Annotated in this window: 18 protein-coding genes; 10 read left to right on the top strand and 8 right to left on the bottom strand. The window is 69.3% G+C overall.

Annotated features, from left to right (window positions below):
- Positions 1-61 precede the first annotated feature (61 nt).
- Together ACQEVY_RS31820 and ACQEVY_RS31815 are read left to right on the top strand one after the other, a co-directional pair.
- Positions 62-895, top strand: coding sequence for a helix-turn-helix domain-containing protein (locus tag ACQEVY_RS31820; protein ID WP_432952810.1), 834 nt, complete (start codon positions 62-64; stop codon positions 893-895).
- Positions 877-1,155, top strand: coding sequence for a DUF397 domain-containing protein (locus ACQEVY_RS31815; protein ID WP_432952809.1), 279 nt, complete (start codon positions 877-879; stop codon positions 1,153-1,155). The genes ACQEVY_RS31820 and ACQEVY_RS31815 overlap by 19 nt, the downstream gene beginning before the upstream one ends.
- A 1,563-nt stretch (positions 1,156-2,718) precedes the next feature.
- Here the strand turns inward: ACQEVY_RS31815 and ACQEVY_RS31810 are convergent.
- Both ACQEVY_RS31810 and ACQEVY_RS31805 read right to left on the bottom strand, forming a co-directional pair.
- Positions 2,719-2,916 carry a hypothetical protein gene (locus ACQEVY_RS31810; protein WP_432952807.1) on the bottom strand — a complete coding sequence of 66 codons (198 nt, stop codon included), beginning with the start codon at positions 2,914-2,916 and terminating at the stop codon, positions 2,719-2,721.
- Between the two features lie 20 nt (positions 2,917-2,936).
- Complete coding sequence (locus ACQEVY_RS31805) at positions 2,937-4,283, bottom strand: MFS transporter (RefSeq protein WP_432952806.1); 1,347 nt, start codon at positions 4,281-4,283, stop codon at positions 2,937-2,939.
- A gap of 57 nt (positions 4,284-4,340) precedes the next feature.
- On the opposite strand from ACQEVY_RS31805, the gene ACQEVY_RS31800 reads away from it, so the two are divergent.
- Complete coding sequence (locus ACQEVY_RS31800; protein ID WP_432952805.1) at positions 4,341-4,970, top strand: CGNR zinc finger domain-containing protein; 630 nt, start codon at positions 4,341-4,343, stop codon at positions 4,968-4,970.
- A gap of 16 nt (positions 4,971-4,986) precedes the next feature.
- On the opposite strand, the gene ACQEVY_RS31795 is transcribed toward ACQEVY_RS31800, so the two are convergent.
- A complete protein-coding gene (locus tag ACQEVY_RS31795; protein ID WP_432955502.1) occupies positions 4,987-6,141 on the bottom strand; it encodes an abortive phage infection protein in 1,155 nt (384 codons plus the stop codon).
- Between the two features lie 310 nt (positions 6,142-6,451).
- Here ACQEVY_RS31795 and ACQEVY_RS31790 point away from each other — a divergent pair, with 310 nt between their 5' ends.
- Positions 6,452-6,904, top strand: coding sequence for an NUDIX hydrolase (locus ACQEVY_RS31790; protein ID WP_328771697.1), 453 nt, complete (start codon positions 6,452-6,454; stop codon positions 6,902-6,904).
- 87 nt (positions 6,905-6,991) lie between these two features.
- Here the strand turns inward: ACQEVY_RS31790 and ACQEVY_RS31785 are convergent, their stop codons facing one another.
- Together ACQEVY_RS31785 and ACQEVY_RS31780 are read right to left on the bottom strand one after the other, a co-directional pair.
- Positions 6,992-7,471 (bottom strand): protein-tyrosine phosphatase family protein, encoded by a 480-nt coding sequence (locus ACQEVY_RS31785; RefSeq protein WP_432952804.1) that lies wholly within the window; start codon positions 7,469-7,471, stop codon positions 6,992-6,994.
- On the bottom strand, positions 7,468-8,139 hold the full coding sequence (locus ACQEVY_RS31780) for a FadR/GntR family transcriptional regulator (protein ID WP_432955500.1): 672 nt from the start codon (positions 8,137-8,139) through the stop codon (positions 7,468-7,470). The genes ACQEVY_RS31785 and ACQEVY_RS31780 overlap by 4 nt, the downstream gene beginning before the upstream one ends.
- Before the next feature lie 378 nt (positions 8,140-8,517).
- Here ACQEVY_RS31780 and ACQEVY_RS31775 point away from each other — a divergent pair, with 378 nt between their 5' ends.
- From ACQEVY_RS31775 to ACQEVY_RS31755, 5 genes are read left to right on the top strand one after another with little or no spacing between them, the layout of a single operon-like run.
- Positions 8,518-10,146, top strand: a complete 1,629-nt coding sequence (locus tag ACQEVY_RS31775) for an ABC transporter substrate-binding protein (protein ID WP_432952803.1) — start codon at positions 8,518-8,520, stop codon at positions 10,144-10,146.
- 24 nt (positions 10,147-10,170) lie between these two features.
- Positions 10,171-11,133: an ABC transporter permease gene (locus tag ACQEVY_RS31770; RefSeq protein ID WP_432952802.1), complete on the top strand. Its 963-nt coding sequence runs from the start codon at positions 10,171-10,173 to the stop codon at positions 11,131-11,133.
- On the top strand, positions 11,133-13,187 hold the full coding sequence (locus ACQEVY_RS31765) for a dipeptide/oligopeptide/nickel ABC transporter permease/ATP-binding protein (protein WP_432955498.1): 2,055 nt from the start codon (positions 11,133-11,135) through the stop codon (positions 13,185-13,187). Before ACQEVY_RS31770 ends, ACQEVY_RS31765 begins: the two co-directional genes overlap by 1 nt.
- An 8-nt stretch (positions 13,188-13,195) precedes the next feature.
- Positions 13,196-14,293, top strand: a complete 1,098-nt coding sequence (locus ACQEVY_RS31760) for an oligopeptide/dipeptide ABC transporter ATP-binding protein (protein WP_432952801.1) — start codon at positions 13,196-13,198, stop codon at positions 14,291-14,293.
- 16 nt (positions 14,294-14,309) lie between these two features.
- Positions 14,310-15,245 carry a dihydrodipicolinate synthase family protein gene (locus ACQEVY_RS31755; protein ID WP_432952800.1) on the top strand — a complete coding sequence of 312 codons (936 nt, stop codon included), beginning with the start codon at positions 14,310-14,312 and terminating at the stop codon, positions 15,243-15,245.
- 352 nt (positions 15,246-15,597) lie between these two features.
- On the opposite strand, the gene ACQEVY_RS31750 is transcribed toward ACQEVY_RS31755, so the two are convergent.
- The 3 genes from ACQEVY_RS31750 to ACQEVY_RS31740 are packed head-to-tail and all read right to left on the bottom strand — an operon-like array spanning position 15,598 to position 19,692.
- Entirely contained in the window at positions 15,598-16,269 is a 672-nt protein-coding gene (locus ACQEVY_RS31750; RefSeq protein ID WP_432952799.1) for a response regulator transcription factor, read from the bottom strand.
- Positions 16,266-17,537: a sensor histidine kinase gene (locus ACQEVY_RS31745; RefSeq protein WP_432952798.1), complete on the bottom strand. Its 1,272-nt coding sequence runs from the start codon at positions 17,535-17,537 to the stop codon at positions 16,266-16,268. Before ACQEVY_RS31745 ends, ACQEVY_RS31750 begins: the two co-directional genes overlap by 4 nt.
- Before the next feature lie 58 nt (positions 17,538-17,595).
- Positions 17,596-19,692, bottom strand: a complete 2,097-nt coding sequence (locus ACQEVY_RS31740; protein WP_432952797.1) for an MMPL family transporter — start codon at positions 19,690-19,692, stop codon at positions 17,596-17,598.
- A gap of 385 nt (positions 19,693-20,077) precedes the next feature.
- Here ACQEVY_RS31740 and ACQEVY_RS31735 point away from each other — a divergent pair, with 385 nt between their 5' ends.
- Positions 20,078-21,328 (top strand): alpha/beta fold hydrolase, encoded by a 1,251-nt coding sequence (locus tag ACQEVY_RS31735; RefSeq protein ID WP_432952796.1) that lies wholly within the window; start codon positions 20,078-20,080, stop codon positions 21,326-21,328.
- The last annotated feature ends 34 nt before the right edge of the window (positions 21,329-21,362 follow it).

Raw genomic sequence — 21,362 nt, 5'->3', positions numbered from 1 at the left:
CGCATAGACTTTGGAAGACCTCTACGCTCAGCAACGTCGGTGCAGTACAAGGGGGTTGGCCATGGCCAATGGTTCGCGTCAGGCGGCCTGGGAGTTCTTCGGCACAGAGCTGAAACGGCGGCGCGAGGAAGCCGGATTCACTCAGTCCGACTTGGGTTCTCGCGTTTTTGTGTCGGGCGGCTACATTGGGCAATTCGAACAGGCCATTCGGAAACCGCAGTTGGATGTGGCGCAGCGGATCGATGAGGTCCTACAAACCGAGGGTTTTTTCGAAAGGCTTTGGCGAAAGCTCATCAAGGAGCAGCCGTATACGGAGTACTTCGCTCACGTCGCGGAGCTGGAGCGGCTCGCTACGGAGATCTGCGAGTACGCGCCGACAGTGATTCCGGGGCTGCTCCAGACGCGGGAGTACGCGCGAGCGGTGTTCCTGGCGGGCAATCCGCTGGCCACCGACGAGTACATCGAGGAGCTGGTGGAGGGGCGCATGGACCGGACGCAGCTCCTCAAGGACGCTACACGGCCGGTGTATTGGGCAGTCCTGCACGAGACGGCTCTGCGCATCCCGGTCGGCGACGCCGACGTCATGGCGCGCCAGCTGGACCGCATCGCGACGCTGATGCGGGAGCGTGCGGTGCTGGTGCAAGTGCTGCCGTTCGCGGCGGGAGCGCATCCCGTGATGGGCAAGCTGACGAAGCTCATGAAGTTCGAGGACGCTCCACCAACCGCCTATACAGAGGGGGTGTTTTCGGGGAATCTGCTGGACGAACCGGCGGTGGTGAAGCGGGTCCAAGCGTCTTACGATCACATCAGGGCTGCCGCATTGTCGCCGGAGGCGTCCCTGGCCATGATCGAGTCGGCGGCGGAGGACTACAGACGATGCGCGAGTACGACCTGACCAACGCCCGCTGGCGCAAGAGCAGTTACAGCGGCGGCGACGGCGGGGAGGACTGCATCGAGGTCGCGTACGACTTCGTAGGCGCAGCCCGCTGGCGAAAGAGCAGTTACAGCGGCGGCGCCGGCGGCGAGGACTGCGTCGAGGTAGCCGACGGAGTCCCCGGCATCGTCCCCGTCCGGGACAGCAAGGTCATGGACGGGCCCGTGCTGGTGATCGGTGCGGCGGCCTGGACGGAGTTCATCGGCGCCGTAGCCGAGTAACTCGCATCGCAAGCTCTCAAGTGAACGTTTGGGCTGCCCGCTTCTTGCCAGTGTCGTGCTTCCACGGCCCGAGTAAAGGGCGCTCCCTCCGGTCGCGTCGGCTACGCCGATTCCGCTTCGCTCCACCCTTGACTCGACCCGCTCCAGCACGGGTAAGAAGCGAGCGGGCAGCCCGAAAGAAGGGCTCCCCAGGTAGGGTTACGAACGGGGTGGGCTCACCCGTGGGCCGGAGCTCACGGGCGCGTTCGCGCCTCGCCAGCACGCCGGGCCGACTCAGCGACTGACCGCCGGTGGGTGCGGGCGCCTTCGGTTGGGAGGGCACGCCGGTTGGGTTTGGCGACTGCAGGTAGGGAGCGGGGACGCGGTGGCGTCTCGCCTGCACGCCGGGCCGACTTAGCGGCTGACGGCCGGTGGACAGGGGACCGTCGGCTGCTGGTCCGCCCTGGTCCGCCGCGGGTGGGCTTGGCGACCGACGGCCGGTAAGCGGATGCGCATCGGCGCTGGGCTCGCACGCCGCGGGAGCGTGGCGACTGCGGGCAGTGGGCCGGGACGTGGCGGCGTCTCGCCAGCACGCCCGCGGCCAGCTCAGCGACTCACGGCCGACTCTGGCAGCGGTCCGCAGCAGCGCCTCGCTGGCATGCCACGGCTCAGCGGCCGGGGGGGCGGGGGAGGTGGGGTGCGAAATTGTGACACTTCGGGGGGCAAGTGTCACAATTTCCCGCGACAGGGTACGGGTCGCGGGCGCGTGGACGCGTCGGTGCAACTCCGAAGCGAACAGGGTGAGTGCGGGCTGGCAAGGCTGAGCCGGGACCGCCCGCAGCTGGACGCCCGAGGCGTGATTGGCGGGTTTGGGACAGGGGCGGGGATGGATCACCCCAGCTCAGTGATGTCGTAGGCCCTCCGACGATGTCCCAAATCTGCCAATCACCACCGTACGGATAGGAAGTGGGCGCAGACGGGGCCCCAACCCTCCATCCGCAGCCCCGGCCCGCCGCTGGTCAGCCCACCCGCAGGCCATCCCGCCCACCCAAGGTGCCCACCCGACCCAAGGCCCCAACCACCGGCCGTTGGCCGCCCATGACCCCGGCGCTTCCGGCCACGCCGATGCCGCCTACCCGCCACCGGTCACCGCGCCGACCAACCCGGCATGGAGACGAGACTCCGCCGCATCCCCGCCCACTACCCGCAGTCGCCAACCCAATCCGGCGTCCCCTCCCAACCGAAGGCATCCCATCCACCGGCCGTGAGTCGCTGAGCCGACCCGGCGTGCAGGCGAGACGTGATCGCGCCCCACCACCGGCGGTCAGTCGCTGAGCCGGCCCGGCGTGCTGGCGAGGCGCGATCGCGCCCGTGAGCTCCGGCCCACGGGTGAGCCCACCCCGTTCGTAGCCGTACCTTGGGAGCCCTTCTTTCGGGCTGCCCGCTCGCTTCTTACCCGTGCTGGAGCGGGTCGAGTCAAGGGTGGAGCGAAGCGGAATCGCCGAAGGCGACGCGACCGGAGGGAGCGCCCTTTACTCGGGCCGTGGAAGCACGACACTGGCAAGAAGCGGGCAGCCCAAACGTTCACGTCACGAGCCCCGGCCCACCGTCACCAAGCCCGTCGCCCTGCTCCTTGCGCACACCCATGCGCTCGGCCACCTGCACCTGGGTGGCCTGGGTGAGCATCCGCTGGGCACCCTCGAGAAACGCAGCCCGGCCACCGGCCAACTCCTCGGCCCGCTCCCGGTGCCCACTGCGCGACCACCGGACGTATCCGCTCACTTCCCGACTCCTTCGTCCGCTCAACCACGTACTCGCGTACTGAACTTAGCCGCCCCGTAGCTCAGCCCCGCGGCAAGCTGCACTCCGGCCGCCGTCAGGAGCGCGGCGGAAAGCGACCGCGTCGCGAGCGGGCCGGCGGCCGCCGCGCCGACGGCGAAGGCGGTGATCTTGAGACTGGCGCCTGTGGTGAAGACCTGGCTGCGTAGGCGTTCCGGTGCCTCGCGGTGCCGGATCGTGAACAGTGCGACGAGTTGGGGGCCTTCGCCGATGCCCGCCACCACGGCGGCCGCGATGACCAGAGCCGGATGGCCGGTCGCGGCCAGCAGGAGCGCGGCGGCCAGGAACAGGGTGCTGGACCAGATGATCGTGTCCGGGGCTATCGCGTGGGGACGGCGGGCGAGTACGGCGTTGGCGGCGAGGGCCGAGACTGCGGTGCAGGACAGCAGCATCGTGCCGTCGGCGGCCGAACCGAAGGCCCGTTCGCCGAGGGACGGGTTGCAGGTGATCAGCATGCCCAGTCCCGCGCAGGAGATCACCGAAGTGAGGGTCGCCCGGGCCAGGGGCCGGGTGCGGGTGATGCAACGAAAGCCGGCGACCACATCCCCGGCCACGGACACCGTCGTCCGGCCCTGCTCCGGACCATGGCCCGCGGCCGGACGAATCCGCGCCGGACCATGATCCGCAGGCAACCGGTCGCACCCTAGATCGTCGTCCGCGGGCAGTCGGTCCCGCACCGGACTGCGACCCACAGGCAATCGACCCCGCACATGACCGCGCCCCACAGCCACTCGCCCCCGCCCCGGACCGTCATCCGCGGGCAGCCTCCACGCCGCAGGCAGCGCGAGCGAGATCAGCGCCACGGACGCCACCACAGCAGCCGGTGCCCCGAACAGCTTCGCCAGGACTCCGGCGAGCGCTGGGCCGGCCAGACTCGCCAGGCTGAACGTCATCGCGTCGAGTGCGTTCGCGCGTGGCATCTGCTCGCGAGGTACGACCCTTGGCAGTTGGGCGGTCCAGCCGCCCGACAGAGCAGGTCCGAGCAGGCCGGTGAACACGGCGATCAGGACCGTCAAAGCGAACGGAAGGCGACCGAGGCTCAGAAGGATCGCCGCCAATCCCGCCCCGTAGAGGGCAAGCGCCCGGGCCAGCAGCCGACCCGGCCGCGCGGACCTGTCGAGAAGCGCCCCGAGCACCGGCCCACCGACCGCCGCCGCCACCGTGATGCCGGCCAGCAGCGACGACGCCTCCGCAACCGAACCTCCGACCGCGAAACCAGCCAGCAGCAACGCCGGGCCGGACATCTCGTCGCCCATCCGCGCCGCTGCCGCCCCGGAGAGATACGACCACTTCAAGTAACGCTTCCCCATCGGGATGACGTTACGGACGTAACTCAAACCTTCGCAATATGCGTTACATTCGGGCCCATGACGGCCCCCACCGACGACTGGTCCACACGGCACTCCGTACTGACCAACGCCCGCCGCACCGCAGCACTGATCAACGTCCTCACCGGTAACAGCACCGGTACCGGTACCGGAGACCAACCCCCACCCCACCCCAACGCCGTCGCCGAAGTACTGCGCGAATACGGCGAGTTGGACCCCATAGAGATCACCCCCGCCGACATCACCCGCATGCGCGCAACCGCCCTCCTCCTCCGCGAGGTGTTCGCCGTCGAGCACATCGACCCCGCAGCCGCAGCCCTCAACCGCCTGCTCCGGGAACACACGGGTCCACTACGCCTCACCTCGCACGGCGGCAGCGCCCCCTGGCACCCCCACCTAGACCGCCACGACGACGCCCCCTGGGACGAATGGTTCCTGGCCTCGTCCTGCCTGGCACTCACCGTCCTCCTCTGGGACCGCCAACGCCCACCCGGCGGCCTCTGCGCCTCCCCCACCTGCCAGAACGTCTACATCACCCAGGGCCCCGGCCCAACCCGCCGCTACTGCTCCCGCCGCTGCGCCACCCGCGAACGCGTCGCAGCCCACCGCCGCGGCCAGCGGGACGGGCAGTCCCTCAGTCCTGCGCCGGAGAGCGGCCGGCGTCCCTGATCTCTGCGCCCAGCTCTCAGCAGCGTGCCCGGCCGTAATGGCGGGCGACCGCGTGGAAGGACTGTTTGGGTTCCCAGTGCCAGTCGGAGGTGGGGTCGTCGGGGTTGTCCTTGAGGGGCTTGACTATGGCGTAGGACGCCATGTCGAGGTCGTAGCGTGGGTTGTCGGGGCGGTGGGGGGCGTCGGCGGTGATGAACTCGAAGGTCATCGCCGCGTGCAGGTTCATGGACTCGAAGACGTCGAGTAGATCGGTGAGGTACGCGGCCTGGGTGCGTTCGCTGCGGACGGGGTTGCCTTTGATCTCCGGCGGCTCCTTGGTGTAGTCGACGATGTTCCAGCCCATGCCGCCGGCCTCCGGGGCGCCCTTGAAGGTGCAGGTGCCGAACTCGGTGATGGCCAGGGGCTTGCCCCAGCGCAGGTACGTACGCAACTCCCGTACGTAGTCGGCCCGTTGACGGAAGTACGAGTAGTAGTCGATGCCTACGATGTCGAACAGGCCCCAGTCGACCTTCTCGAACGTCTCGTCCTGCGCGGCGGCATAGCTGAGTTTGCCGCGGAAGACGGACCGGCCCACCGCCGCCGCCTTCGCGGTGAACCCGGCCAGCCGCTGCTGCATCTTCGCGAAATCGAAGTTCCCCTTCTCCAGGTTGTCGATCCGCTCGAGGACGTCGTCCCCCGGCACGATGCCCGGCACGAACAGCCAGAACTCACACCCCACGGCGAGCGTGACCTGCGCGCCCTGCCGCCGCAGCCGCTCCCCGTGCCGCCCGCTCTCGGCGAGGTGCTCGAGGATCTCCTTCTCCGGCACGTCGCCCAGCGTCGGCTGCAGCCACACATGCAGTCCGCGTTCGGCCACCTCACTCGCCGTGGCGTTGAGCCGCTCGACACCGTCCCCGGTGACCTCGACGGAGTCGGCGTGCAGTTCGTCCGCCATGACGCGGACGTCCTCGCGCATCCTCCGCTCGCTCCAAGCGGTACCGGGCGTCTCGCCGGCGCCCAGGGTGTAGACGATGCCCCTGTGCTTCAGCCCGCGCCGAACCTCCGTTGCCGTTGACTCTGTGGTCACTGCCCTCGCCCCTGACGCAGCCGCTCGGGCCGAAGCCGACGCGGGGGCCGGGGCTGCGAGGCCCCCGGCCGCCACCGCACCCCCGACAACAGCCGCTCCCGCCATGAAGCGCGCACGACTGATCCCCCCGTTCTCCGTGTTCTCCGTGTTCTCCGTGTTCTCCGTGTTCTCCGCGTTCCCCGTGCTCCCCGTGTTCCTTTTGTTGCCCGTGTTCCCCTGACTCCCCTTGGTCTTCTCCATGCCGCAAGTCTCTTGAGCCGATGGGAAGTTGGCTGTCCGCCGATGGTCGATGGGAGCGCAACCAAGGTATGAACTCCCGACGAGGTACCGTCCGTAGGGGCGAAGTCCTCGCCCGACCGCCACCCGTTCGCGGGGAGCGACAACCCCGTACCCCCGTAACCCCCTCGGAGGCCCCGTGAGGCGACTCCTTGTCCGCCTTTGGCGCGCCCTGCGCCCGGTGCAAAGCCGCGTGATGTGGCTCCTGAACGCGAAGTTCGTGGTCGGCGTGACCGGTGTCGTGCGCGACGACGAAGGCCGCGTGCTGCTGCTACGGCACCGGATGTGGCCGCCGGGACGCCAGTGGGGCCTGCCGAGTGGCTTCGCGCACAAGGGCGAGGACTTCCGGCGGACCCTGGTCCGCGAGATCAAGGAGGAGACCAACCTCGACGTCGAGGCAGGCCGCCTCGTCCTCCTGAACAGCGGCTTCCGCACCCGCCTCGAAGTGGCCTACGAAGCCCGCCTGCTGGGCGGCGAACTACGCATCGACCCCTTCGAAATCCTGGAAGCCCGCTGGTGCCGCCCGGACGAACTCCCCGCCGACCTCCAGCCGATCTGCCATCCCCTCGTACGCGGCGAGACCGTCCCCTGAGCCGCTCCGGCTCGGCTCAGTCGAGCGGTACGTGCTGCCGGACGACACCGTTCCCTCGATCACCCTGCGCCTCGCCTGACCAACGCCTCACCTGACGCGCGACGGCTCCGCGAAACCCCGTACGTACCGTCGCTGCCACGGCGTCTCCACCGCATGCCGGTCATAGTTCCGGCGTACGAAGTCCACCGCATCCTCAGGCGGTACACCGTCCAGGACCGCCAGGCAGGCAAGGGCCGTACCTGTACGTCCGCGGCCACCCCCGCAGGCGACCTCGACCCGCTCGCCCTCGGACGCCGCCCGGTTCCACGCCTCCGTCAGCACCTCGCGGGCGTACGCGCGGTCCTTCGGAAGCCAGAAGTCCGGCCAGCGGATCCAGCGGGTTTCCCAGGGGACTTGGGGTGGGTTTTTGCCCAGCAGATAGACGGCGTACGTGGGTGTCGGCGCCGTCGGCGGGAGCGGGTGCCGGAGGCCTCGGCCCCGTACGAGCCGGCCTGACGGCAATCGAAGTACGCCGGCCGTCTCGTCCGGCCAGCCCCCGTCCCGAGCCGTATCCCCGAACCCGCTCACCCGACACCCCTCGACTCCTGCGCCGCACGCGCCTCGATTCCCCGGAAATGTACCGCCATCGCCCGCTGTGCACCTTCGATATCCCGTGCCCTGAGGGCGACGACTATGTCCCGGTGGCGCCGCACCGTGACGTCGGGGGTGGGATCGTCCGTCCAGCCCTGGACTCCGGCGACCCGCCGGTACACGGTCCAGAAGGCGCCGAGGAGTTGGGGGACGAGCGCGTTGCCGAGCGAGGCGTACATCAACTCGTGGAATTCGCGGTCGAGTTCGGGGAAGGGAAGGCCTGCCCGCCCCGCCTCCTCCATCCGTGTGACCACGCCCTCCAGCCGGTCCAGTTCCGCGTCGGACAGCACGCCCGCGACCCGTCGTATCAGCCCTTCCTCTAGCACTTCGCGGACTTGGAGGATGTCTCCGAGCGCCAAGGCTCCGCCGTCGTCGCCCTGCTGGGCTGCCAGCGTGCGGAAGGTCAGGCCGTCGACGAGGGGAGTCAGGGACGCCTGGCCGACATATGTCCCGTAGCCGTGTCTGATCTCCACGATGTCGAGGGCCTGGAGCGCTTTGAGGGCCTCGCGGACGGAGTTGCGGCTGACGCCGAGGGCGCCCATGAGTTCGGCCTCGGTGGGCAGGGGCGCGCCGGCGCGGAGCTTACGGTCGAGGATCAGTTGCATGACCTCGCGCTGGATCTGGCTGCTGACCCGCCGCGGACCAGCGGACGCCTGCCCCCTGGAGAGGGAGTTCAGGGAGGCGTTTCCGGCTGGCTGGAGGGTGGGCTCCTGCGGCACGGACTCCTGCGACATCGGCTCCTGAGACATGCGCCGCATCGTACGCGTGGCGGACATCCCACGTCCCACCTCCTGACTAAACTTCTCGCCACGACCCGTCAGATACAGGGCTCAACTCCCGTTCCGTGGTACCGACATTGGTCGCACCTCTGGAAGAAACGGCATTCGTGCGCGATCCCTTGACCGCCCCCACGCCCCCTCTTATGGTCACGCTGCACCTATGACGTAGGACGTCGTATCTCCCCACTGCATGCTGGAGGAACCGTGCGCGACGCGACCCACGCACCGGCGCTGCACCGCCGGTCGTTCCTGAAGTACTCCGGCGCGCTGGGCGCGGCCGCCGCGATCAGCTCGACGCTGTCCGCCTGCTCCTCGGGGCCGGAGTCCACGAACGAGACGGGCGGCGGGGGCGAGGGCGCCAACCGGACGCTCACGGCGGTGATCGGCTACGGCAACGACCAGAGCTGGGACCCGCTGATCACGGCGTCGGCGTTCTCGGTGGCCGCCAACCATCACATCTACGAGGGGCTGCTGGACACCGATCCGATCAGCCGTGAGCCGTACGCGGCCCTCGCGACCGAGATCCCGGCCGATCTCCAGGCGACCACGTGGAGGTTCACGCTGCGGGAGGGCGCGAAGTGGCACGACGGGCAGCCCGTCACCGCCGACGACGTGGTCTTCACCTACGGGCGTGTGCTGGACCCCAAGACGACGACGCTCGCCAAGAGCTTCTTCGCGTCCTGGCTGAAGGAGGTGAAGAAGGTCGACGAGAAGACGGTGGACCTGGTGCTCAGGTTCCCGTTCCCCGACGGGGCGCAGCGGCTCACGCTCGCGAAGATCATGCCGAAGCACGTCTTCTCCAAGGCGGGTGCGCTGGACGAGGCGACGGCGGGGAAAGCGGTCGGTTCGGGGCCGTACCGGCAGACCGCGCACAATCCGAAGTCCAACACGTCGTTCGAGGCCTTCGCCGATTACAACGGGCCGCGAAAAGCCACGTTCAAGAAGATGAACTGGCTGTCGATCGTGGACGCCGCGCCACGCGTCGCCAAGATCTCCGGTTCGAGCGCGGGCGCGCAGATCTCCGACAACATTCCGTACGCCAATATCTCCCAGCTGGAGAAAGGCGGCCTGAAGGTCGAGGGCGGAGCCGGAATGAACCATCTGTTCCTGCTCTTCAACACCGCCCACAAGCCGTTCGACGACGTACGGGTGCGGCAGGCGCTGCATTACGCGATCGACACGGAGAAGATGATCCAGGCCGCGCTACGCGGTCACGGGAAGCCGGCGAGCTCGTTCCTCAACGAGGGAAATCCGAGCTACCGGAAGGCCAAGACGGTCTACGCGTACGACCCGGACAAGGCGCGTGAGCTGCTGAGGGAGGCCGGGGTCAGCGACCTGACGGTCAATCTCATGGCGGTGAGCGTGAGCTGGATCGTGGACTGCTTGCCGACCATCAAGGCCTCATGGGACGCCATCGGCGTCAAGACGACCCTCCAGCCGCAGGAAACCGCCGCGCTGTTCACAAAACTCGACCAGAAGCAGGATTTCCAGGTGGTCGCCGCCGCTTCGAATCCGAACCAGTTCGGCCTCGAAGCGGACCTGATCATGCGTTACAACTACGGGCCCGAGAACACCTGGATGCGGTACGCCCGTTGGACGGACAACTCCGTGGCCAAGGACCTCTTCAAGCGCATGGACGAGGCCACGCGGGAACCCGACGCTGAGACGAAGAAGCAGATGACGCAGGAATACATCGACATCGTCGCGGAAAACGCCGTGATCTATCCGGTCGTCCACACCGAGCTGATGACCGCCTGGAACGCGAAGGAACTGACGGGTATTCGGCCACAGCCGTATCCGGGGATAAACCTGCTCCAGGCCAAGTGGGCGTAGCCGCGATAGCAAGGAGAGCTCCACGTGGTCGCGATCGTCAGGATTCTGGCCCGCCGTATTGCCCTGCTCGTTCCGCTCGTACTCGGCATCGTGCTGTTCGTGTTTCTCGTGATGCGGTTCTCGGACAGTGATCCGGCGTCCGCGTACTTCCAGGGGGCCAACCCCACCGAGGAGCAGTTGCACGAGTTCCGGGAGCGCAACGGGCTGCTCGACCCGCTTCCGGTGCGTTACGTCGCCTTCGTCGCGGACCTGGCTCGAGGGGACATGGGTGTCAGTGCGCTGACCAGGGCGCCGGTCGTCGAGCAGGTCACCACCGCGTTGCCGCTCACCATGCAGCTGACGTTCATGGGACTCGGCATCGCGGTGGTGCTGGCGCTGCTCGGCGGGGTCACGGCCGCGATCTACCGGGACCGGCTGCCCGACCAGCTGATCCGGGTGGTCTCACTGACCGGTGTCGCGGCGCCCGGCTTCTGGCTGGCGCTGCTGATGATCCAGTACCTGGCCGTTGACTTCGGCTGGTTCCCGACCAGCGGTTACGTCAACCCGGCGGACTCGTTCAGCGGCTGGCTGAAGACGATGACGCTGCCGGCGTTCGCGCTGTCGCTGCCGGTCGCCGCGAAGCTCACCCGGATCGTACGGACCGCCGTGGTCGAGGAGCTGGACAAGGACTACGTACGGACTGCCGTCGGCAGCGGTCTGCCACCGGTGGTCGTCGTCGGCCGGAACGTGCTGCGCAACGCGCTGATCAACCCGATGACCGTGCTCGGACTCCAGGTCGGCTATCTGCTCGGCGGCGCGGTCGTCATCGAGACGATCTTCTCGCTGCCGGGGATGGGGAAGCTGATGATCGACGCCGTGAAGAACGGTGACCCGGCCGTCGTACAGGGCGTCGTCCTGACGACCGCCTTCGGGTTCGTGATCGTGAACCTGGTCATCGACATCCTCTATCTGCTGGTCAACCCGCGTCTGAGGGGTGCCGAAGCATGATGCCGCTGTCACGGAAGCGGATGACCGAGGCCCTCTCCCGGCCCGGCATCCGGCTGAGGGGATTCAGGCGCCTCCCCGTGATGTCGAGGGTCGCGGTCGTCGTCATCGGGATCGTCGTCCTGACGGCCCTGCTGGCCCCGCTGATCGCCCCGCACGACCCGCTCGACCAGGCCACGATGATCGACGACGGGAACGGCGAGGGCGCGCCCTCCGGCGAGCACTGGATGGGCCAGGACAGCCTGGGCCGCGACATCCTCAGCAGGCTGATGTACGGGGCGCGTTGGTCCCTCGCGATCGGCCTCGGCGCGACCGGGCTCGCGCTCGTCGTGGGCGCGGTCCTCGGTGCGATCGCGGCGACCTCGCGCAAGGCGGTCGACGAGACGGTGATGCGCTGCCTGGACGTCATCATGGCGTTCCCGGGCATCGCGCTCGCGGCCGTGCTCATCGCGGTGTTCGGCGGCAGCATCCCGGTCCTCATCGGCGCGATCGCGTTCCTCTACACACCGCCCATCGCACGGGTCGTACGGGCCAATGTGATGGACCAGTACGGCGAGGACTACGTGACCGCCGAACGCGTCATAGGGGCGCGCACGTCACACATCGTGCTGAAGCACGTCGCCATCAACTGTGCCGCCCCCGTGCTGGTGTTCTGCACCGTGCAGGTCGCCGAGGCCATCGTCTTCGAGGCATCGCTGTCGTTCATCGGCGCGGGCGTACGGCCCCCGGACCCGTCCTGGGGCAGCGTCATCGCGGACGGCAAGAACATGGTGCTGACGGGGGGCTGGTGGGCGACCGTCTTCCCCGGACTGCTGATGCTGATCACGGTGCTGGCGCTGAACATCCTCTCCGAGGGCGTGTCGGACGCATGGGCGGCGCCCACCGCGCGGGACGTGGAGGCGGCTCGTACGTCCGTGGAGAAGGACCGCCTCGAGGCCCCCGAGCCGGGCAGCGGAAAGGTCCTCGAACTGCCGGGACTCACGGAGGCCGCACAACGGCTACGTGCCCGGGCCCGGCCGCTGCGCGAGGGGCAACCGGTGCTCGCCGTCGAGAACCTGGCCATCGGCTTCGATGCCCGCCACGGGGGTGTGGACATCGTCGACGGCATCAGTTTCGACGTACAGCCCGGTGAAGTGCTAGGCCTGGTGGGCGAGTCGGGCTGCGGCAAGTCGCTGACCGCGCTCGCGGTGATGGGCCTGGAGCCGAAGGGCGCGCGAGTACGCGGCCATGTCCGCTTCAACCAGCGGCAGTTGGTGGGCGAGCCGATGCGCGTACGACGCAAACTCCTCGGCCACGACATGGCGATGATCTACCAGGACGCCCTGTCGTCCCTGAACCCCGCGATGACGATCCGCGCCCAGCTCAAGCAGGTGATACGGCGCGGCGGCAAGCGCACGGGCGCCGAGCTCCTCGAACTCGTCGGCCTAGACCCGGAACGCACCCTGCGCAGCTACCCCCACGAACTCTCCGGCGGCCAGCGCCAACGCGTACTGATCGCCATGGCCCTCTCCCGCCAGCCAAAGCTGATCGTCGCCGACGAGCCGACCACGGCCTTGGACGTCACGGTCCAGGCCCAGATCATCGAGCTGCTGCTGCGGCTGCGCGAGGAACTGGACTTCGCGCTGATCCTCGTCTCCCACGACCTGGCGCTGATCGCGGACGTGACGGATCGGGTCGTGGTGATGTACGGCGGCCAGATCGTGGAGTCGGGGGTGACGGCGGACCTGGTGGAGTCGCCCGCCCACCACTACACGCGCGGGCTGCTCGGCAGCGTCCTCTCCCTGGAGGGCGCGGCGGAACGGATGACGCAGATCAAGGGCGTCGTCCCCTCCCCCGCCGACTTCCCGGCGGGCTGCCGGTTCGCGGACCGGTGCCCGATGGCGACGGAGGTGTGCCGTACGACAGCGCCCCGGCTGGTGGGCCCGCACCGCCATCACGAGGTCGCTTGCCACCATCCGGCGATCGCTCTGCCTGCAAGCGCGGAGGCGGCCACGGGCACGGGCACGGGCGCGACCGAGCCGACGGGGAGCACGACGGAAAGCGAGGCAGTGAATTGAGCGGGGCCATGAAGCAGGAGGGTGGGGCGACGCAGGGCAGTGGGGCGGGTCCCATCATCACGCTCTCCGACACGCACGTCGTCCACAAGGCGCGCACCGGTGGCCTGTTCTCGCGCGATCGCGTGTACGCCCTCACCGGCGCCGATCTCGCGATCGCGCCCGGCGAGACGGTGGGCGTCGTCGGCGAGTCCGGCTGCGGCAAGTCGACGCTCGCCAAGGTGCTGGTGGGCGTACAGAAGCCGACGTCCGGGACGGTGGCCTTTCGTGGCCGCGACCTGTGGACGATGAAGCCGGCCGAGCGGCGGGCCACGGTCGGCGCCCACACCGGCATGATCTTCCAGGACCCGTCGACGGCTCTGAACCGTCGGCTGACGGTACGGCAGATCCTGCGGGACCCACTCGATGTGCACAGGCGCGGCACGGTCCAGCAACGGGAGGAACGCGTACGGGAGTTGATGTCTCTCGTCGGACTGCCGCGCGTACTGGCCGAAGGACTCCCCGGGCAGCTGTCGGGTGGCCAGCGTCAACGAGTCGCCATCGCAAGGGCGTTGGCGCTGGAACCGGACCTGGTGGTGGCCGACGAACCGACCAGCGCGCTGGACGTATCGGTACGAGCGCAGATCCTCAACCTGCTCCTGGACCTCAAGGAACGCCTAGGACTCGCGCTCGTCTTCGTCTCGCACGACATCCAGACCGTGCGGCGGATGAGCGACCGCGTCATCACGATGTATCTCGGCCGGATCGTCGAGGAGTCCCCCGCCGACGAGGTCACGGACCGGGCCCGGCACCCGTACACCCGCGCACTCTTCTCCGCGACGCCCGGCCTGCTGGACCCGATCGACCCCATTCCGCTGGTGGGACCCGTACCGTCGGCGACCCGTCCGCCGAGCGGCTGTCCCTTCCGTACGCGCTGCTGGAAGGCCGACGCCCAGTGCGCCGAGGTGATGCCCGATTTTGCGGACGCGTCGAGTCCCGGGCATCGCTTTCGTTGCCATCATCCTGTGGAGGAGGAGCAGTCGACACGTGAGCTGGTGGCGCAGGCCGTCACCGCGGTTCCGGAGGCCACCGCCATGGCCGACATCCCCGTAGAGAAGTCGAAGCAATAGCACCAGGGAGCCCTTGATGACCCTTTCCGCCCCGCTGACCGGTGTCGTTCCGCCCGTCTGCACGCCCCTGACACCGGACCACGAGGTGGACGTACCCTCGCTCCTCAGGCTTGTCGATCACTTGGTGGAGGGCGGGGTGCATGGGCTGTTCGTGCTCGGTTCCTCGTCCGAGGCCGCGTACTTGACGGACCGTCATCGGCGTCTTGTCGTCGAGACGGTCGTCGGTCATGTGGGGGGTCAGCTGCCCGTTCTCGCCGGGGCCATCGATATGACGACTCCTCGGGTTCTCGATCATGTTCGGTACGTCACGGAGGCGGGGGCCGATGGTGTCGTCGTCACCGCGCCCTTCTACACGCGGACGCATCCCGCGGAGGTCTCCCGCCACTACCGGGTGATCGCTGCGCGGTCTTCGGTGCCGGTGTTCGCGTACGACCTGCCGGTGTCCGTTCACAGCAAGCTGAGTGCGGAGTTGGTGCTGGAGCTGGCTGCGGATGGGGTGTTGGCCGGGTTGAAGGATTCCAGTGGGGATGAGGGTGGGTTTCGGGCCGTTGTGATGGGGGCTCGGATGGATCCTGCTGTGGGGGGGTTCAGTGTGTTGACGGGGTCTGAGCTGGTCGTTGATACCGCGTTGGCGATGGGGGCGGATGGGGCGGTGCCCGGGCTGGCGAATGTGGATCCGCACGGGTACGTACGGCTCTATCGGCTCTGTCGGGAGGGGGACTGGGAGCGGGCTCGGGGCGAGCAGGAGCGGTTGTGTGCGTTGTTCGGGATGGTGCGGGTTGGGGACGGGGCGCGGATGGGAGGGAGCTCGGCGGGGCTTGGGGCGTTCAAGGCTGCGCTGTATCTGCGGGGGGTCATCGATTGTCCGGTGACCGCGGAGCCGCAGGTTCCGTTGGCGGCGGGGGAGGTTGAGCGGGTGGGCAAGTTCTTGGCGGGGGCGGGGTTGCTGTAGAGGTTTTTCTGTCCCCAGCCCCGCCCCTTCCCGAATCTGGGGGCTGCGCCCCCAGACCCCCGTATCGGCCTTGCGGCCTCGTCCTCAAACGCCGGACGGGCTGGGTTGTGCCTGGCGCGGCTCGATTGTGACCGGCTGGGCGGGATTGTGCCTGCTGGGCTGGACGATGCCTGGCTGGATGGCTGAGCTGGGCACAAGCGCCCCGTCAGGGGCGCGGGGAACTGCGCGACCAGCCACATCGGACCGGCAGCCGACACACTGCCCCTCAGGGGGCCTGGGGGCGCAGCCCCCAGTTTCGGGAAGGGGCGGGGCTGGGGAAAGAAGCCCGCCGCAGGCGCCGCCCCCACCCCCGTCACCCCTCCCCCGGTACCACCAACCCCGACTCATACGCCACCATCACCAACTGCGCCCGATCCCGCGCCCCCAGCTTCCCCATGATCCGGCTGACATGGGTCTTCGCCGTGAGCGGGCTCAGCCCCAACGCCTCAGCGATCTCCGTGTTGTTGAGCCCACGCGCGACCAGGGCCAGCACCTGCCGCTCCCGCTCGGAGAGCTCCTCCGGACCACCCGCCGCCGGAGCCACGGCATGCGGCGCCCGCAGAAAACGAGCGATCAGCCGCGACGTCGGCCCGGGCGACAGGAGCGACTCGCCCGCGGCCACCGTACGGATCGCGTCCAGGAGTTCGGCAGGCTTGGTGTCCTTCACCAGGAACCCCGACGCCCCGGCCCGTAGCGCCTCGACGATGTGCTCGTCGGTGTCGTACGTCGTCAGGACGAGGACTTTCACCCCGGCGAGATCCTCGTCGGCGGCGATGAGCCGCGTCGCCTCGATCCCGTCGAGGTCGGGCATGCGGATGTCCATCACCACGAGGTCCGCCCGTTCCGACCGGGCCAACTCCACGGCCTCCCGCCCGGTACCCGCCTCGGCGACGACCTCCATGTCCCCGGCCGACTTGACGAGCATCGCGAAGGCGGACCGTACAAGGGTCTGATCGTCGGCGAGCAGCACGCGAATCATGGTCATCGGGCCCCTTCTCGATGCACGGACGGCGTGGACGGCTCGGACGGTGCCGGAGGTACAGGCAGCCCAGACACCACAGGCACCACAGGCAGTACGGCCCTCACCTCGAACCCCCCACCCTCCCCCGCCCCGGCGTCCAGTGTCCCGCCCACACTCCGCGCCCGCTCCCGCATCCCCACGAGCCCGAACCCGGGGGACCCAGGAGTGCCCCCGGCGGGCGGCCCCGTGCCGTCGTCGGTCACCGACACACACAACGCGCCGCGCTCCTCGTACACGTCCACCCGGATCGAAAGCCCCGGCCCCCCGTGCCGTACCGAGTTGGTCAGCGCCTCCTGCACGATGCGGTACGCGGCAGCGCCCACGGCGGGCGGCGCGTCGTCGGCCCGTACGGTCAGATCGACCTGTGCCCCGGCGGTGCGGGCGGTCTCCGTGAGGTGGGGGATGCCGTCGAGGCCGGGCAGCGGTCCGCGGCCGTCGCCGTGTTCGGCGGCGCGCAACACCTCGAGGGTGGTGCGGAGTTCGCCGCGGGCGGTGCGGCAGGTGTCGGAGATGTCGTCGAGCGCCTTCGCGACGGCCTCGCGGTCGAGGCGGTCCGGGTCGGCGGTCAGGACGTGGGCGGCGACGGAGGTCTGCACGCCGATGAGCGTGATGCTGTGGGCGAGCAGGTCGTGCAGGTCGCGGGCGATACGCAGCCGCTCCTCGGCGACGCGGCGGAGGGCCTCTTCCTCGCGGGTGCGTTCGGCGCGTTCGGCGCGTTCCAGGGTGGAGGCGAGGTACTGGCGGTGGACGCGGATGTAGCGGCCGAAGAGGAGCACGGAGATCAGCCAGCCGCTGATGCGGAGCATCTCGGCGAGTCCGTCCGGATTGGTGACCGCGTTGACGGTGAGGGTCGTGCCGATGAGGACGGTCCCGATGAGCAGGGTGCGGCGGGCGCTGCCGGCGACGGCGACGGTGTAGAGCGCGAGCAGGGTCGCCGGGATGGGGGCGGTGTGGGTGTAGTCGAGCGCGTGGTACGGGACGACGCAGGCCACCATGGCCAGCATCACGGTCATGGGGTGGCGCCGGCGCCAGATCAGCGGGACGTTCGCGCCCAGCAGCAGCAGCCACGCGAGGGGGTCCGGCTGGCGCCCGTCCTTGAGGAAGAGGGCCATGACCGTGGTGAGGGCGGCCACCGCGGCGGCGAGGTACGCGTCGTTGCGCAGGGAGCGGACCGCCGGAGGGTGGTTGACGGCGGTCAGGGCCCGCTCGATGAGGGATTGGGGGCGCGACACTGCTCCATCTTCCGTCAGGCGGGCGTCCCTCCGGCAGTGGGAGGGACGCCCGCGGTGTCTACGGAACTGCGACAGGCTCCTGCTGTCGCGGCGGCTCCTGTGCGTCAGGATCCGGCTCCGGTTCCCGCGACAGGCGACCCGGCCACCACATCTTCCGCCGCAGGGCGACGCTTGCGCTGGTCACCAGGTACGTCCGTACGAGGAAGGTGTCCAGCAGCACTCCGACCGAGATCACGAAGCCCAGCTCGACCAGCTGCACCAGGCCCATGTTCACCAGCACCGCGAAGGTCGCGGCGAGGACGAGGCCCGCGGAGGCGATGACGCCCCCCGTCGTCCGCAGCGCGGTGAGCGCGGCGTCCACGGGTTCCTTGCCGGACAGGGACTCCTCGCGCATCCGGTGCATGAGGAAGATGCCGTAGTCGACGCCGAGGGCGACCAGGAACACGAACGAGAGCAGTCCGAGTCCGGGATCGGTTCCCTCGAGGCCGAAGACCGGGCCGAAAACCAGTCCGCCGATGCCGAGCGCCGCGCCCCACACGGCGACCACGGCGGCCACCAGCAGCAGCGGGGCGACCAGGCTGCGCAGCAACGCGATCAGGATCAGCAGTACGGAGGCGAGGACGAGCGGCACGACGACCTTGGTGTCGCTGGCGTTGGTGTCCTTGAGGTCGAGCTGCTCGGCGCTGGGACCGCCGATGTACGACCCGTCGAGCTGCGTGCGCAGGGACTTGATCGTGGCGGTCTCGGCCGCCGACTCGGGCGGGTCCTTGGCGATCACGGAGATCTCCGTCCAGCCGTCCACGCTGCGGCCCCGCTCGGCGCTTGCGACACCGTCATGGTCACGCACCACCGCCAAGGTCTCGTCGGTCTGCCCGCTGGGAGTGATCACATCGAGCGGCTGGGTGCTCTGCTCGGGGAAGGCCGCGGCGAGCGTCTCCATCGCGACGACCGCTTCCGGCGTCTTGACGAAGGAGTCCTCCTGCTTGACCGCCCCGGGCAGGTTCAGCATGCCCATCGCGAGCGCGCCGAGCAGAACCACACCGCCCGCGAGCACGGCCAGCGGCCGACGCCTCGCGGAACTGCCCATCGCGGTGAACAGCGACCTGCGCTCCTTCGGCCGGCTGCCGAACGCGGGCACCATCGGCCAGAACACCCGGCGGCCCAGCAGTACGAGGAGCGCGGGCAGCAGCGTCAGCATGGCGAGGAGCGCGCACAGTACACCGACGGTGCCCAGCGGCCCCATACCGCGGCTGCTGTTGAGGTCGGCAGCGAGCAGGCACAGCAGTCCGGCGGCGACCGTGCCGGACGAGGCGAGAACGGCGGGACCGCAGCCGCGCAGGGCGGCCCACATGGCGTCGTACGGCCGCTCGATGCGCCGCAGTTCCTCCCGGTAGCGGGCGATCAGCAGCAGCGCGTAGTCGGTGCCCACGCCGAACACGAGGATCGTCATGATGCCCGTGCTCTGGCCGGAGACGGTCGTGCCGAACGCCGAGTTGAGGCCGTACGCGACGCCCATCGAGAGGTAGTCGGCGACGCCCGCGACGGCGAGCGGAACGAGCCACAGCAGCGGGCTGCGGTAGATGAGGATCAGCAGGATCGCGACCACGCCGACGGTGGTGAAGAGCAGTGGCCCGTCGAGCGAGTCGTACACCTCGTTCGCGTCGGTGTCCAGCGCCCCCGGGCCGCCCACCTCGACGCTCAGCCCGCCGTCCCCCTGAGCGACATCGCGCACCTCTTTGACGAACTCGTTCTGGAGTTCCTCGTCGATGCCCGGTTCGTTGCTGGCGACCGGGTACATCAAGGTGGTCCCGTCCTCGGACGGCACCGCCTTGGGCGTCGCGGTCAGCCGACTCGCGCCCGCGATCTCCTCGACCTGCTGGGCCGCCGTCTCACGGTCGGCGGCGGTCAGCCCGCCGTCCCGGTGGTAGACGAGCACCAGCTCGGTGGTCTCGCCGCCGGGCAACTGATCCTCGATCTTGGCGACTTGGGTGGAGTCCGCGCTCGCCGGCAGATTGTCGACGGCTCGGTCCTGCTGCACATCGGACAGCTTGGACGCGAACGGCAAGGTCAGGACGAGCAAGGCCGCCCAGAGCCCGAGCAGCACCCAGGGCACGGCTCGTCGCCGCGTACGCGTGGTTGTCTTTCCGGGCCCCATGGCGGGGTCCCCCTTCCCTTGGACGGTGTCTGGACTCCACCAGACTCCCGGCGAGAAGGGCCGGAATCGTCGCGCGTCAGGGCGACTTCGGGGGTACTGCCGGGGGTGTCTGAGGGGGCGGATTACTCCCCGGGGAGTACTCCCCTCCAGCAGCGGGAGCGCGCTGTGACCGAGTACCTGACGTGCAATGGGTCGTTGATGTCCGTTTCCGCAGCGGATTTTCCCTTTGTTGCTTCCACTTTTCCGCCGTTTTCCGGTGCGGCCTTGTCCCTGTCCGGCCGTGCCGGTAGCAATGCCCGGTAGTGGTACGAGTGCCTGGACGCCGGAATGTCATGGGATTTCCGCGCCGACGGGCCCACGGGGTGTCCAACGGGGGAGTGCGCTTATGGTGACAGTTCTGTTTGTGCACGGCACGGGCGTGCGGGAGCCCTCCTACAGCAACGCGCTGGCGCGCGTACGCGAGGGAGTGGCCGCGGTGCGTCCGGACGTGCGGGTGGAACCGTGCGACTGGGGATCGGCCCTGGGCTCGTACCTACGGGCGGAGGGCGCGTCGATCCCGGGTTTCGCCGCGCAGGGCGGTCAGGGACCCCCCGCTCCCGACCCGCGCGACGAGGCGGTCGCGCGGTGGGCCCTCCTGTACGCGGACCCCTTCGCCGAATTGGAGTTGTTCGCCCTCACCGGAGCCGGGGCCGTCCCGTCGAGCGGCTTCGTGCCGGGTCCGCGGGCACGCGGGGATCTGCTGCTGGACGGGGTGAGCGGTCTCGATGCCCGGGACACGGTGCGCGAGGCCTGGGCGGACGTCGGTCTCGGAGAGCTTCTGACGGAGGCGGCGACCGCGGTCCGCGGGGCGCCGGCCTTCCGGCGGGCGATCGTGGTGGACGGTGACCCGGCGGGCGCGCTGCCCAGGCTGACGGCTCGCGCCCTGGTGGCGTACGCGCTGAGCCGTACGGACCGCGACGCCGGGGAGGTGTCCGCGAAGGCGCGCGACGAGCTGGTGGACTGCGTCACCGACGCACTCGGCGGTGACCTCCGCGTCGTCCCCGAGGCCCTGACGGCCGCCTTCAGGTTCTCCGCCCGCCTCTTCGAGAACGTCCTGGGATCCCGTCTCGTGGTGGCCCGCAGGACACCGTGGAGCGGCCGGTCGGTGGGCTTCTTCGGCGACATCGTGAGGTACCTGGTCCGGGGAGAGGCCGTGCGCGCCTTCGTCGCGGAGGCAGTGCGTGCGCAGCCCGGTCCTGTGGTGCTGCTCGGGCACAGCCTGGGCGGGATCGCCGCGTTCGACCTGCTGGCCTCGGGAGTGCTGCTCGACGGCGCCGGCGAACAGCGGGCCGGGCGTCTCCCCCAGGTGGAAGCGCTGATCACCGTGGGCTCGCAGGCGCCGCTCCTGTACGAGCTGGACGCCCTGCCCTCACGGCCGTACGGCAGCGGTCTGCCCAGCGGTTTCCCGCGCTGGGTCAACGTGTACGACCGTCGTGACCTGCTGTCCTACACGGCCTCGGAGGTGTTCGGCAGTGAGGTGACCGATGTGGAGGTCGACAACCGGCAGCCGGTCTCCGCCGCGCACAGCGCCTACTGGACGAACGACCGCTTCCACTCGGTGCTCCACGACGTGCTGGACCAGGTCTCTCCTCCTTGAGTCCGGCGGAGCCCCGTTCTTCGCGGCCGCTGTG

The sequence above is a fragment of the Streptomyces sp. CA-288835 genome, from assembly GCF_050936385.1.
Taxonomy (GTDB): Bacteria; Actinomycetota; Actinomycetes; order Streptomycetales; family Streptomycetaceae; genus Streptomyces.
This window is presented reverse-complemented; position numbering and strand designations above follow the sequence as displayed.